This window comes from Microbulbifer maximicatervae (SeqCode) (assembly GCF_052467225.1).
On record NZ_CP174303.1, the window covers coordinates 535,233 to 549,381 of the forward strand.

Sequence of the window (14,149 nt, forward strand, 5' to 3'; positions counted from 1 at the left end):
GCTTTCTCTCTTTTAATTATCGGTTGTCTGATTGAGGGCCCGGCGCAACTTGGCCATGATCGGCGCTGTTTCAGGACGTACACCACGCCACAGTAAAAATGACTCAGCGGCCTGCTCTACCAACATCCCAAGGCCATCAGCACTCTCTGCGCCCTGTCCACGCGCCCATTGTAAAAAAGGCGTTGGCTCGGCGGCGTACATCATGTCGTAAGCTTTACCATGACTGGCGACACAGCCTTCAGGAAGCGGCGGCAGCACACCGCCAAGGCTTGCGGAACTCGCATTGATAATCAGGTCGTAGCAGCCTCTCAATTCCTCCAGGCCGCCACCACTTAATTCGCCCAACTGGGAAAATTCTGCCGCAAGCTGTACCGCTTTTTCTGAGGTGCGGTTGGCAATATGTAAATGTGCTGGTTTTTCCGCAAGGATTGGCAGCAATGCTCCCCGGGCGGCTCCGCCAGCTCCCAGTAAGAGAACTTTCCGATCCTTAATTTCCCAGCCCAAGTTGGTACAAATATCAAATACCAGGCCGGTCCCGTCGGTGTTGTCGCCGAGAATCTTTCCACCTTCGGCCAGTGCCAAGGTATTCACCGCTCCCACTGACGCAGCCCGCTCGGTCAAGTTATCCGCCATCTCAAATGCTTGCAGCTTGAAGGGCACCGTCACATTGAGGCCACAACCACCCTCAGCAAAAAATGTTCGCGCGTAATCAACAAAGCCATCCAGAGGGGCAAGCAGTTTCCTGTAATCGATATCCTCGCCTGTTTGCGCGACAAAGGCTCGGTGTATCTCCGGTGAGAGGGAGTGCTCTATAGGGTTACCCACCACCGCATAGCGGTCACTCATGATTCCGCCCTTTTGCGCTCTCTCGCTGCCTCACGAATCTTGGCACTTTCATCGACAATTATTAAACCGTCAATTTTGAGGCCGTCGGCAGCTTCGGTGACTAAATAGCGGGTTTGTGAGCTGTACAGCTCTACCGCCTTTTCTTCCCCCTGCGGGTGTAACAAGGTCCAGCGCAAGCTCGCAAGGGTGCTGTAATTATTCAGCTCTATCACCTCGGTAACAGTGCCGAGAATCTGACAGACACCAAGGCGTCGATAAGCATTGAGGAGCTTAACCACCTGCTGGATAAACTCATCCCGTTCTACGGTGAGCTTTACGCCATCTTCCCGGTAGTAGTGCAGTGGGAAACGATAAAAGTCAGCAATCTGCTCAACATCTCCCGTTTCAAAATGCCGCCTGTAATCGAGAAACAGGGAGTTGATTCCTTCCAATCGCGATGGGTGCACAACAAACCTCCATTGTGACAAATTGCTTGGCTATACCCAGTCTCTGTGTGGCAGAAAATCAGTGTATAGCTTCTCTTCCGCAGATCCCGGCTCTGGTTGCCAGTCATACTTCCAACTCACCAGTGACGGCAAGGACATCAGAATGGATTCTGTACGCCCACCACTTTGCAATCCGAACAGAGTGCCACGATCAAAGACCAGGTTGAATTCCACATAGCGCCCACGGCGGTAGAGTTGGAATTCACGCTCGCGCTCACCGTAAGCAGCCTCTTTGCGCTTCTGCACAATGGGTAGATAAGCCTCCAAGTAACTATCGCCAACAGCGCGCATAAGCGCAAAAGCATTGTCGTAGCCACCTTCGTTAAAATCATCGAAAAAGAGTCCGCCGACTCCCCGAGCTTCATCCCGATGCTTCAAGTAGAAATATTTGTCACACCACTGCTTAAAGCGAGGGTATACCTCCCTGCCAAAAGGCTCACAGGCCTGCTTGGCCGTTTGGTGCCAATGTACGGCATCCTCGTGATAGCCGTAATACGGGGTCAAATCATAGCCACCACCAAACCACCAGATGGGCTCAGCTCCTGGCTTTTTCGCCACAAATAGACGCACGTTTGCATGGCTAGTGGGTACGTAAGGGTTGCGCGGGTGAATGACCAAGGAGACGCCCATTGCTTCAAAAGAACAACCGGCCAGTTCGGGGCGATTAGCCGTGGCCGAAGGCGGGAGTCCATCCCCATAAACATGGGAAAAGTTCACTCCGCCTTTTTCGATCAGATTCCCCTCTTCCAGCACTCGAGTTCGACCACCGCCACCACCGGGCCTGTCCCAGTTGTCCTCACGAAATGACTGGCCGTCTTCTTCGCTCAGGGCATTGCAAATACGGTCTTGTAGGCCGAGTAGATAGGCCTTTACTTCCTTGGTATCGATATCACTCATAGGCGAAAACTACGTCTCTGTTTGAGGTTAGGCACCCGCCCTCAGCACACGGCCGCTTTGCAGATCGCGAATTTCACTGGGGGCGCTGCGGCCGCCGGTCGAGCCGCCGCCGACAAAGTCGAGGTCGCGGCCGAAATAGCGTAGTACCTGGTACTTATTACGGGCGGGCTGAGACCCGGCCGGGTTTGCTGAAGTGGATACGATAGCACCGCCAAAGGCGCGTGTTAACGCAGCAGTAAACGGGTGATCGGTGCAGCGCAGGGCCACAGATTTATGTACTCCACAGACCCAGGCAGGAATTAAGCCCCGATGGGGTACGAGCCATGTCACCGGTCCCGGCCAGCTGCAATCCAGCTGCTCCTGTTGTTGATCACTAAGGTTTCTAAGGAGCGGATCAAAATGTCTTCTGTCACCGGAGACCAGGATCAAACCCTTTTCAAGCGGACGATGCTTGAGTTGTAGCAGGCGCCTAACAGCCAACAGGTTATTGGGATCGCAAGCCAAGCCCCAAACAGATTCAGTGGGATGGGCAATAACACCACCCGCTGCCAGGGCCCGGGCAGCCTGTTTTACGGAAAGTGGTGAGTACTTCATTTTTAAGCTGGTCTTACTTCATTTTTAGGCCGCTGCCAATCTTGCTGCAACGGAATATGGAGTTTATCCAAGGCGCCAAGCAACTTTTCCTACAGGCAGGTCGAAGTCAAAATCCACGAGGATCGCTCCAAAAGGCTTCTCTTCCGACTTACTTTACTGCCGAGCGAGGTGAACCACTACAATCTAGCGAATTGCCCAACTGCGCACAAGATGTAACCCCCGCGCTCATCTCAGAAATCAGTTCGAAAGCAAATCCCATGGCAATTCATATTGAACAGGGCATGCGAACCGCTCTTCAAAGTGCCATTTTTACCCCTGCGGCATAGCTGGGATGTACTTTGTGGAACTCAGCCAATTGTCGCTTAATTATTTCATTCGGTACACCCGCCATCGCTTCTGCAATATTGTTATATAAGCGCTGTTTTTGTTCATCGTCGAACAAATCAAATAGAACTCGAACCTGACTGTAATCCTCATTGCCTTTGCGGTGGTCATATCTATCTGCCGCACCGGATGTTGGTAACGGGGGTTCTTTCGCTTTTGGGTCCTCCTCTGGTCCAGAAAAACTATTGGGCTCATAAAAGGCATCCGGATTGCCACTGCGGATACCCGTACTATTCATTTCACCATCCCGATAATAATTATGGACAGGACAACGCGGTGCATTCACTGGAAGACTCTCATAGTGAGTTCCCAAGCGGTGACGATGTGCATCGGCATAAGAGAATATACGCGCCTGCAGCATCTTATCCGGCGAGAAACCGATACCCGGTACGATATTGGATGGAGAGAAAGCTGCCTGCTCGATTTCTGCAAAATAGTCTTGCGGGTTGCGATTCAACTCCATGGTTCCCACATCGATAGGTGGGTAATCACCGTGGGGCCAAACCTTGGTGAGGTCAAAGGGGTTGTAGCTTGTTTTGCCAAGGTCTGCTGCGGGCATGACTTGAATCTGGAATGTCCACTTCGGGCATTCCCCGTTTTCTATTGCACTGTACATCACCTCCTGGTAACTCTCCCGGGAGCGCCCAATTACTGCTTCCGCCTCCTTATTGGTGAAGTACCTATGTCCCTGCTGGGTCTTGAAATGAAATTTCACCCAGAAACGCTCCCCATTGTGATTCCACAGGGAGAAGGTATGGGAGCCATAACCATTCATATGCACCGGAGATATGGGCAAACCGCGATCGGAGAACAGTATGGTCACTTGGTGAAGACTCTCAGGACTCAGCGACCAGAAATCCCACATGGCCGTGGGGGAGCGCAAGTGAGTGCGGGGGTGGCGTTTTTGTGTGTGGATAAAATCCGGGAACTTGTAGGGGTCTCGTACAAAAAAGACCGGCGTATTGTTGCCGACCAAATCCCAATTGCCCTCCTCCGTATAAAACTTCAGTGCAAAACCACGAACATCCCGTTCCGCATCAGCTGCACCTAACTCGCCGGCCACAGTTGAAAATCGAGCCAACAGTGGGGTCTCTGCTCCAGGCTGCAGCACCCGGGCACAGGTGTAGTTAGAAATATCACCGGTTACCCTCAAAACCCCATAGGCGCCCCAACCTTTGGCATGTACCGCCCGCTCGGGTATACGCTCACGATTTTGATGCGCCAGTTTTTCGATAAGCTGATAATCTTGAATCAATAGCGGGCCATCTGGCCCCGCTGTAAGGCTATTTTGATTATCGGGAACCGGAGCGCCGGCATCAGTGGTGAGTTTGGGTTTATCCGCCATAATGAGACTCCACTTTTGGAATCCACTGAGTATTAACGCTGCTCCAGAGCAGCGCGAATTGATCGGCGGCTACACCATCAACAAGGAGTTTCTGATTAATTCTCTTCGTAACTTCCCAGTAAGACCTTTAGAGACTCACTAACTCCTCACAAGTTTTAGCCAGTTTTTCCCCATCCGTGTAACGGCTGCCCTTCAGAGTTAGCTGGTAAGACCCTGTGAGTTGCTCCACCAAGCCCTCTAACTCCAATTCCATCAATACAGCCATTAAATCACCCGGCTCAACTCCGGTATCCCGCGACAAAAGTTCGATACTTCGGGGCCCACCGGCAAGCGCCCTGATGACTTGTTGCTGAAGCTCTGGCAGTGGTTTAGCGGGAGGAAGATCAGTGGGTGTGGGCTCTGCCAGTAAACCGCCCAGCTGGCTAGCTACATCTGCACTGGTTTCGACCAGTGTCGCACCTTCCTTAATCAAGTGGTGGCAACCCCTGGCCATTGGGTTGTGGATAGAACCTGGAATCGCAAAAACCTCACGATTCTGCTCCAGCGCCAAACGCGCCGTAATCAGAGACCCTGAGCGCATCGCTGCTTCTACCAGTAACACCCCCATTGAAAGGCCACTGATAATCCGGTTCCGCCGAGGGAAGTTCTTTGCCTCAGCACTGCTGCCTATAGGCAATTCGCTGACCAGAGCACCGCCTGCAGCGAGAATGTCCTCCGCCAGGGGGCGATTGTGTTTTGGATAAATGCAGTCAACTCCACTACCCAACACAGCGATCGTAGCACCCCCTCCCCGCAGCGCCCCTCTGTGAGCTGCAGCATCCACACCCAGAGCCAGCCCGGAAGTGATAGCAAATCCGGAACCTGCCAATTCCGCGGCGAAGGCCCGGGCATTATCTAGACCCGCCACTGTGGCCCGACGGGCACCCACCATCGCTACCTGCGGTAGATTCAAAGCGCTTCTTTCACCACGAATATAGAGCACAGGCGGGGGGCGTGAAGTCTCCGATAACAGGGCGGGATAATCGGGATCACTGTGACAAATCAGCTGCACGCCCAGGTCTGCACAGCGGGCCCGCTCGCGCTTAACCCAATCGATGAGTTCACTGGCGGCAGATCGGCTGGAAAACCCCCGCCACTGGGTTTGGGCCCGCGGTGATAACTTTTCCAGAAGAGGTTGAGGAAACTGGTGGAGAGCCTCTTCGGCAGTGGCAAAGTACTCCAGTAATTGCCAGTAGCGAGCTGGGCCAATTCCCTCAAGACGCAGCAACGCCATAGTAGCGGTCAATGCATCCATGCGACTTACCATTTTCTGTTTTGAAGGTTATGCGGCAGGGCAAACAGCAACACCTGCCGCGAGATTTTCTGGGATCGCTTAGGGGTTGCGCACCATATCCATCACTGCCAGCGGGCGACGGGCATCCAGTACCAGGGCTAGGCTCATTTTTTCAAAGGTGCGGAATACCATCAACTCACCAGCGCGGGTATCTGGGAGCTTCACCACGTCACCAGCAATACGGTCGCGTACTGTTGAACCCGCTTTGTATATCGCCAGGACATTACCGGGTTGCAAGCCGTCTCTGTCTCCCGAATTCAAGATAACAACATCAAACTTACCAATTTGGTTTACCCCTTCATCAACACCTACAATCACCCCATCAACCGTGACACCCGGTGCGCTAGGGTGGAACAGCGCATCAATTGAGCGCTCTTCTACGGGCATCAACCGATCTTCAAGACGAACCTCACGAGAAGTGTTACGCACGCCCATTGTCGCTATAGAAAAATTCGAGTTGTTATCCGGATTGCTATCTGGGTCCAGCTGCAACAAGTCTAAAGTACCTATGCCAAGTGCCTGACGCCCGAGGACTTCACCAGATACTGGGTCAGTATAAATAGGACCAGGGCGATAGAGCCCGTACGAAGGTAATGGCGCCGCAAAATCACCGCGAGCATAGAGGATATCTCCAGCACCCATCAAAATATGATTTTCTGACCCAGAAACTACATAGGGAGTCCCCTCAAAAGCACCGGGCTCTACAATACGAGTCCGCGATAAAAAAGCATTGATCGCATCTAGCGGAATTGCCGGAATTGCATCCTCAACTGCCTGGCGTCGGATCGAAGGCGACAGGCGGTTGTCATCAACGCCCGGGGACAGTTGATAGGCTCGAGGGCCGCGTTGCAGCTGTAGCTGTGGTTGACCGTCGACATAAACAAGGCGCAGGCTATCTCCCGGATAAATCAGGTGGGGGTTTTCCACCTGTGGGTTCACTTGCCAAATCTCCGGCCAGTACCAGGGTTGCACCAGAAACTGACTGGAAATATCCCAGAGCGTATCGCCCTTTTGCACCACATAAGCGTCGGGGTGACTGGGGTTCAGGCGAACCTGATCCTGTGCTTCGACACCAAGGGCAACCGCTAACAACGAGATCGCGGCCAGGATAATTTTTTTCATGGAAGCATTCCTATGCTCTTTATCGCTATAATTCTCAGCGCCGGGCCACTCCCGTGAAGGGAGCGAGACCGGACCCGGGCGCATAGCGCCAGCAAAAACAGGGGTCCACTCGGTAAATTTTGAGCGCGATCATAATGTTATCAGCGCACGTTCAACGAATACTAGAAGTTTGTCACAGGTGTTATGGCTAAACTCGAGATACTGGAATTTCCCGATCCGCGCCTGCGCGAGATCGCTAAACCCGTCGCTGAAGTGACCGACGCCCACCGCCAATTGCTCGACGACATGTTTGAAACCATGTACGCCGCGCCCGGTATCGGCCTCGCCGCTATCCAAGTCAATGCGCAGGAGCGCATTGTGGTAGTGGATATATCCGAAGACGGCAATGAACCTTACGGGTTTATCAATCCCGAAATCGAAGTGCTGGACCCGGAGATCCATCAGTACGACGAGGGCTGCTTGTCAGTGCCCGGTTTCTACGAAACGGTGGAGCGCCCGCGCAAAGTGCGTGTAAAGGCCCTGGACCGCAATGGCGAACCTTTTGCCCTGGAGGCCGAGGGATTACTGGCGGTCTGTATCCAACATGAAGTCGATCATTTGGATGGTAAGCTCTTCGTGGATTATATCTCCCCGCTGAAGCGCAACCGCATCCGCTCTAAGCTGGAAAAGTCCCAGCGCCGCCGCGCCTGATCTGCGCCAGCCGCAGGAGCCTGGAGCTGCCGCCTTACGGCAGCTCTCCCACCCCCATTACCTGAGAGCAAGTCAGTGAATATTATTTTTGCCGGCACACCGGACTTTGCCGCCGTGCACCTGCAAGCGCTGCTCGACAGCGAGCACAATGTCATTGCCGTTTACACCCAACCGGACAGGCCGGCTGGGCGCGGTAAGAAATTGCTCGCCAGCCCGGTGAAACAGCTGGCACTCTCCCACAAAATCCCGGTGTACCAACCCCTGAGCCTGCGCGACGAGACGGCCCAGGCGGAGCTCACTGCCCTTGGAGCGGATATTATGGTGGTGGTGGCCTACGGCCTGATACTGCCGCAGGTGGTGCTGGATACCCCGCGTCTGGGCTGTATCAATGTGCACGCCTCTTTGTTGCCGCGCTGGCGCGGTGCCGCACCGATCCAACGCGCGGTGGAAGCGGGTGACAATGAAAGTGGTGTCGCCATTATGCAAATGGAGGCGGGCCTGGATACCGGCCCAGTTTTGGTGGAAAGCCGCTGCGCGATTACTGAGTCCGATACCGGTGGCAGTTTGCACGACAAGCTGGCGGAACTCGGCGGCCCATCCCTCCTCCAGGCCTTGGCTCTACTGGAAAGTGGCAGTGCCAAACCTCAGGTACAAGACGATACCCAGGCTAACTACGCCAACAAAATTACCAAGGAAGAGGCGCAGATCGACTGGCAGCGCCCCGCTGCTGAACTACATCGATTGATACGCGCTTTTAACCCCTTCCCGGTGTGCTGGAGCACTTATCGGGACAAGAAAGGCGAGCAGCGCCTGCGTATCTATAGCGCCGCCATCGAACAGGGCTGTCACAGTGATCAGCCCGGTACCATTCTCTCCAGTGACGACGAAGGTATTTTAGTGGCCTGCGGCCGCGAGGCCCTGCGCCTCCAATTAATACAGCTACCGGGTAAAAAAGCGCTTCCCGCAGCAGAAATTTTGAAAGGCTACCGGGAGCAGTTCGCCCCGGGTACCAAACTGGGATAATTATGAGCAGAGATGTACGCGCCGAGGCCGCCCGAGTTATCGCCTCACTGCTGGAAGAACGTGGCTCGTTGGCAAGACTTCTGCCTGCCGCCGAGGACAAAGTCGAGGAGCGCGATCGCCCCCTGTTGCGGGAGCTCTGTTACGGCAGTGCCCGCACGGCACCGCGCCTGCAATTGATCGCCGCCAAGTTACTGCGTAAAAAAGTCTCGGATATTGAGGTCAATGCACTGATCCTGCTGGGCATCTACCAGCTCGAGTACACTCGCATCCCCGATCACGCCGCCATATCTGCAACCGTCAATGCCGCGCGCAGCCTCGGTCTGGACAGAGCGACCGGGCTGATCAACGGGGTGCTGCGCAACGCCCTGCGCAACAGTGAGCAGCTTCAGCGCAAGCTGTCCGGCAATCCACAGTTCAGCTCTATGCACCCGGCCTGGTTACAGCAGCAGATTAAAGCCGCCTGGCCTGAGAAGGCGTCAGACATCTTCCGCGCCAACAATGCCAACCCACCCATGACCTTGCGGGTAAATACTGCCAAGATCTCGCGCGAGGACTATTTACAACAGCTCGATGAAACCGGCCTCTCCGCCGAGCCCTGTACTATTTCCCCGGTCGGTATCACCCTGGTTGAGCCGGTTTCAGTCACAGTGCTACCGGGCTTTGCCGAGGGCTTGGTCAGTGTTCAGGATGAGTCCGCACAATTAGCGGCGCTGCTGTTACAGCCGCAGGAAAATGCCCGGGTGTTGGACGCGTGTGCGGCACCTGGAGGCAAGAGTTGCCACTTATTGGAGCAGGAATCCAGCATTCAGTTGAGCGCGTTGGATATTGAGGAGGACCGCCTGGTGCGGGTCGAGGAAAACCTCGAGCGCAACGGGCAGAGTGCCGAGCTTATCTGTGCCGATGCCACGTCTCCGAATGAGTGGTGGGACGGGCAGCAATACGACCAGATACTACTGGACGCACCCTGTTCGGCAACCGGGGTAATTCGCCGCAACCCGGATATCAAACTATTGCGCCGGGAAGCAGACATTGCCGAGTTAGTGGCTTTGCAGGGCAAGATCCTGCGCGCTCTGTGGCCCCTGGTTAAACCGGGTGGGCAGTTGCTTTACGCCACCTGTTCCAGCCTACCGACGGAAAACAGCGAAGTCGTCGCAGCGTTCATTGCGGAGACAGAGGATGCGAGCGACAATACCCCTGAACTGCTAAACGATAAGCCCTGGGGCGAGAAACAAGTTGCCGGTATGCAGCTTCTACCCCAAACCGGCGGCGGTGACGGTTTCTACTACGCTCTGCTGAGCAAAGCTGAATAACGACGTCGCTAGTCGCGAGTCTCATCCGATATGAAAATTGTCATTCTCGGCGCCGGCCAGGTGGGCGGCTCTCTTGCGGAGGCCCTGGCCTCCGAGCGCAATGATATTGTCCTGGTGGACAGCGACGAGAAAACCCTGCGCGAACTGCGCGACCGCATCGATATCGGCGTGGTACTGGGCCACGCCTCTCACCCGGATATTCTGATGGAAGCCGGGATTGAAGATGCGGATATCCTGGTTGCAGTCACCAATAACGATGAGACCAATATGGCGGCCTGCCAGATTGCGCACTCTCTGTTTCGCGTACCCACCAAAATCGCCCGGGTACGAGCCTCCTCCTATCTGCAATACCCGGAATTATTCGATACCCAGGCCATCCCTATCGATGTACTGATCAGCCCGGAGCAACTGGTTTCAGAGTATATCTCCCGCCTGATGGAACATCCCGGTGCCTTGCAGGTGTTGGATTTTGCCGGCGGTCGCGTACAGCTGGTAACGGTTTTAGCCGTTCAGGGCGGGCCTCTTGTTGGGCACCAACTGCGCTATTTGCGCGAGCATATGCCCAAGGTAGATACCCGGGTTGCAGCGATTTATCGCCGCAACCGGCCAATTATTCCCCAGGGTGATACGGTGATTGAAGCCGGCGATGAAGTGTTCTTTATTGCCGCGCGAGCAGATATTCGCGCGGTAATGAGCGAACTGCGTCGATTGGAACACGGTTATAAACGAGTGGTGATCGCCGGCGGCGGCAATATTGGTTTGCGCTTGGCCACCCGGCTGGAGAATCGCTATTCGGTAAAAATTATTGAGCAGAGCCACGAGCGCTGTGTATTTTTATCCGAGGAGCTGTCTCACACCATTATCCTGCACGGGAGCGCCTCCGATCAGGAGTTGCTGCTGGAAGAGAGCATCGAAGATACCGATGTTTTTCTTGCCCTGACCAATGACGACGAGGCTAATATCATGTCGTCACTATTGGCCAAGCGTCTGGGCGCACGCAAAGTGATGACGCTGATCAATAACCGCGCTTATGTGGACCTGGTACAGGGCGGTGAAATCGATATTGCCATCTCACCGCAGCAAAATACGATCGGCAGCCTGCTCACCCATGTGCGCCGAGGAGATATGGTCAACGTCCACTCCCTGCGTCGAGGTGCAGCTGAAGCCATTGAGGTTATCGCCCACGGTGACGAGCGCACATCCAAGGTGGTGGGGCGCAAGATCGAAGATATCGACTTACCCGAGGGCGCCTCGATTGGCGCCATAGTACGGGAAACGGAAAATGGCAGCGAAGTTTTGATGGCACACGATGATGTCATTGTGCAAAGCGATGACCACGTGATTGTCTTCCTTATCGACCGCCGCCAGACCCGCCATGTAGAACAGCTGTTCCAAGTTGGTTTTGGCTTTTTCTGAGCAAATAATATTTTCGTTTTCCGGCGATAACGGTCTCCGCCGTCCAGATAACATTGCAACAAATAACGATAGGCTGATAGGCGCCAATGCGAATTGCGGTAATTGCGCGAGTTTTTGGAATTCTCTTGACGGTGTTCAGCCTGACTCTGCTGCCGCCGATTGGCGTATCCCTGTGGTATGAAGATGGTACTCACAGCGCATTTGTCGCAGCCTTTGTCATCACTCTGATCACCGGCCTGTTTATGTGGCTGCCAGTGCACGATTTGCGCGAAGACCTGCGCACCCGGGACGGGTTCGTAGTGACATCTTTGTTCTGGCTGGTACTGGGCAGCTTCGGTGCCCTGCCCTTTATTATCAGCCCACAGCCTGACTTGAGTATCACCGACTCTATTTTTGAATCCATCTCAGGGCTAACAACCACCGGCGCCACGGTGATTACCGGGTTGGACTCACTGCCTCCTGCCATTCTCTACTACCGCCAGCAGTTGCAGTGGTTTGGCGGTATCGGCGTAATTGTTATCGCCCTGGCCATCCTGCCGATGCTGGGTATCGGTGGTATGCAGCTGTATAAGGCAGAAATTCCCGGCCCGGTAAAAGATACCAAATTGACTCCGCGTATTGCCGAGACAGCGCGGGCACTAATTGTTATTTATGTAATTCTTACAATCCTCTGCGGCATCGGCTATTGGTGGGCCGGCATGACGGTATTCGACGCCGTTGGCCATGCGTTTTCCACTGTGGCCAATGGAGGCTTCTCCACCCACGATGCCAGTATGGGGTTCTACGCCCACAACCGCGCGATCATGATTATTTGTATCGTGTTTATGTTTACTGCTGCCATTAACTTCGGTCTGCATTTCTTCGCATTTCGCAACAGGACCCTCAGCCACTATTGGCGCGACTCAGAATTCCGCTTCTACGTTATGCTGATTCTCGGTGCCGGCCTGTTGATCAGCTGTTACCTGTGGATATTGAATATCTTCTCCCCCGGTAACAGCCTGCTACACGGTTTCTTCCAGGTGGTCTCGATCAGCACCACTGCCGGCTTCGCCTCGGAAAATTTCTCAGCCTGGCCAGTATTCTTACCCTACGTCCTCTTGCTGTTAGGTATTCTCGGTGCCTGCGCCGGCTCAACCTCGGGGGGCATTAAGGCGGTGCGCGGTATGCTGATTATGAAGTCCGGTATGCGCGAGCTGAATCGCCTGGTACACCCCAATGCAGTTATCCCTATCAAGATCAACCGCAAAATTGTCCCCGATCGAGTTACCGACGCTGTGTGGGGCTTCTTTGCGGTCTATGTTTCATCCTTTTTTATCCTCGCCATTATCGTCATCGCCACCGGTGAGGACTTTGTCACCTCCGTTACGACAGTAGCCTCCTGCCTGAGTAATATCGGCCCCGCCCTCGGCGAAGCCGCTGCCCACTATGGCGCGGTTAATGAAGTCGCCAAATGGTTTCTTATCCTGGCGATGCTGATGGGACGCTTGGAAATATTTACCCTGCTAGTACTACTTACCCCAGCTTTTTGGCGCCACTAACGACACAAGATGTCATGGCCACGCTAACGCGTGGCAATATTTTTTAATTTCTGCCACAGTTGCTGTTTACAGGAAGTAACTAATAAAAACAGGCTGTATGAGCAGAGATACTAGTGCGCTGCTCGGTCAACTCAAAATTGATCGGGAAACAGCGCCCGAACCCAGTTCCCCATCGCGCAAAGTTATATTGGCGGCATCTGTCGGCCTAGTTACTGGCATAGTTATAGGCCTTGCCGGCGCTTCTCTATTTGCAGAAGACAGTACACCAGTGCTCCCCCAAAGTAGCGAACCTCAAGCCAAGACTCTCAGCTTGATTCCCATGGAGGAAAAATTTCACGAGACCATTCTTAATGCTTCCGGCTATATCACACCGAGGCGCATGGCTACAGTCTCTGCTGAAGTAATGGGCCTGATCAGTAGTGTGGATGTCGAAGAGGGAATGCAGGTCGAGGAGGGACAGGTTCTGGCCCGCTTGGATGATGCCAAAGCGCGGGTCGCGCTGGATTTTGCCCAGGCACAAATTCAAGTGCTTCAAGCCAAGGAAGCGAGTATTCACGCGAAGTTAAAAGAGGCTGAACGCCAATATCGGCGTTTTGCCGGACTTCGAGACAAAAATTATTCCAGCAAAGCGCAGCTCACCCAAAGTGAATCCTCGGTAGAGGGGTTACAGGCAGACTTAAAAAGTGCCCGCGCCAATATTCAAGTCGCCATTCTTGAAGCTGAGAGGCAGCGAGAACGCCTGGCAGATCATATTATCCGCGCGCCTTTTGCCGGCGTAGTCACGACAAAAAATGCACAACCTGGCGAGATAGTTGCCCCCAGCTCTGCCGGCGGAGGTTATACCCGCACTGGAATCTGTACCATCGTGGATATGAATTCACTCGAAATCGAAGTGGATGTGAACGAAGCCTTTATCGGCCGGGTTGCCAAGGGACAGAAAGTTAACGCCAACCTGGATGCCTACCCGAACTGGGACATTCCAGCTACCGTTATCGCTATCATTCCAACGGCCGATCGAGCCAAGGCAACTGTTCGAGTGCGAATAGCTATCGACGACAAAGATGCTCGAATCCTGCCGGATATGGGCGTTAAGGTGGGCTTCCTCGCAGGCGAGGCCGCAGCTCCTTAGCAAACACCAATAAAAACACAACAGTATTTATAAGAGG

At 54.1% G+C, this 14,149-nt stretch carries 13 protein-coding genes; 6 read left to right on the forward strand and 7 right to left on the reverse strand.

Annotated features, from left to right (window positions below):
* Positions 1 to 12: 12 nt before the first annotated feature.
* The 7 genes from aroE to ACJJIZ_RS02320 form a co-directional block, all read right to left on the reverse strand.
* Positions 13 to 846 carry a shikimate dehydrogenase gene (aroE, locus tag ACJJIZ_RS02290; RefSeq protein ID WP_444915097.1) on the reverse strand — a complete coding sequence of 278 codons (834 nt, stop codon included), beginning with the start codon at positions 844 to 846 and terminating at the stop codon, positions 13 to 15.
* A complete protein-coding gene (locus ACJJIZ_RS02295; RefSeq protein WP_413663901.1) occupies positions 843 to 1,292 on the reverse strand; it encodes a DUF6841 family protein in 450 nt (149 codons plus the stop codon). The genes aroE and ACJJIZ_RS02295 overlap by 4 nt, the downstream gene beginning before the upstream one ends.
* A gap of 30 nt (positions 1,293 to 1,322) precedes the next feature.
* On the reverse strand, positions 1,323 to 2,228 hold the full coding sequence (gene hemF / locus ACJJIZ_RS02300; RefSeq protein ID WP_444915098.1) for an oxygen-dependent coproporphyrinogen oxidase: 906 nt from the start codon (positions 2,226 to 2,228) through the stop codon (positions 1,323 to 1,325).
* Positions 2,229 to 2,255: 27 nt separating this feature from the next.
* On the reverse strand, positions 2,256 to 2,822 hold the full coding sequence (locus ACJJIZ_RS02305) for an L-threonylcarbamoyladenylate synthase (protein WP_444906778.1): 567 nt from the start codon (positions 2,820 to 2,822) through the stop codon (positions 2,256 to 2,258).
* 295 nt (positions 2,823 to 3,117) lie between these two features.
* The gene (locus ACJJIZ_RS02310) at positions 3,118 to 4,551 is read right to left on the reverse strand and encodes a catalase (protein ID WP_444915099.1); all 1,434 of its coding nucleotides are present in this window, start codon (positions 4,549 to 4,551) and stop codon (positions 3,118 to 3,120) included.
* Between the two features lie 127 nt (positions 4,552 to 4,678).
* Entirely contained in the window at positions 4,679 to 5,845 is a 1,167-nt protein-coding gene (dprA, locus tag ACJJIZ_RS02315) for a DNA-processing protein DprA (protein WP_444915100.1), read from the reverse strand.
* A gap of 78 nt (positions 5,846 to 5,923) precedes the next feature.
* Complete coding sequence (locus ACJJIZ_RS02320; protein ID WP_444915101.1) at positions 5,924 to 7,006, reverse strand: LysM peptidoglycan-binding domain-containing protein; 1,083 nt, start codon at positions 7,004 to 7,006, stop codon at positions 5,924 to 5,926.
* A gap of 183 nt (positions 7,007 to 7,189) precedes the next feature.
* Here ACJJIZ_RS02320 and def point away from each other — a divergent pair, with 183 nt between their 5' ends.
* From def to ACJJIZ_RS02350, 6 genes are all read left to right on the forward strand, one after another.
* On the forward strand, positions 7,190 to 7,696 hold the full coding sequence (def, locus tag ACJJIZ_RS02325; protein ID WP_444895582.1) for a peptide deformylase: 507 nt from the start codon (positions 7,190 to 7,192) through the stop codon (positions 7,694 to 7,696).
* Between the two features lie 75 nt (positions 7,697 to 7,771).
* Positions 7,772 to 8,719: a methionyl-tRNA formyltransferase gene (gene fmt, locus ACJJIZ_RS02330; protein ID WP_444915102.1), complete on the forward strand. Its 948-nt coding sequence runs from the start codon at positions 7,772 to 7,774 to the stop codon at positions 8,717 to 8,719.
* Positions 8,720 to 8,721: 2 nt separating this feature from the next.
* Positions 8,722 to 10,029 carry a 16S rRNA (cytosine(967)-C(5))-methyltransferase RsmB gene (rsmB, locus tag ACJJIZ_RS02335; protein WP_444915103.1) on the forward strand — a complete coding sequence of 436 codons (1,308 nt, stop codon included), beginning with the start codon at positions 8,722 to 8,724 and terminating at the stop codon, positions 10,027 to 10,029.
* Between the two features lie 30 nt (positions 10,030 to 10,059).
* Positions 10,060 to 11,445, forward strand: coding sequence for a Trk system potassium transporter TrkA (gene trkA / locus ACJJIZ_RS02340; RefSeq protein ID WP_282930545.1), 1,386 nt, complete (start codon positions 10,060 to 10,062; stop codon positions 11,443 to 11,445).
* A gap of 86 nt (positions 11,446 to 11,531) precedes the next feature.
* Complete coding sequence (locus tag ACJJIZ_RS02345; protein ID WP_282930546.1) at positions 11,532 to 12,983, forward strand: TrkH family potassium uptake protein; 1,452 nt, start codon at positions 11,532 to 11,534, stop codon at positions 12,981 to 12,983.
* A 97-nt stretch (positions 12,984 to 13,080) separates the two neighbouring features.
* A complete protein-coding gene (locus ACJJIZ_RS02350) occupies positions 13,081 to 14,112 on the forward strand; it encodes an efflux RND transporter periplasmic adaptor subunit (protein ID WP_444915104.1) in 1,032 nt (343 codons plus the stop codon).
* The last annotated feature ends 37 nt before the right edge of the window (positions 14,113 to 14,149 follow it).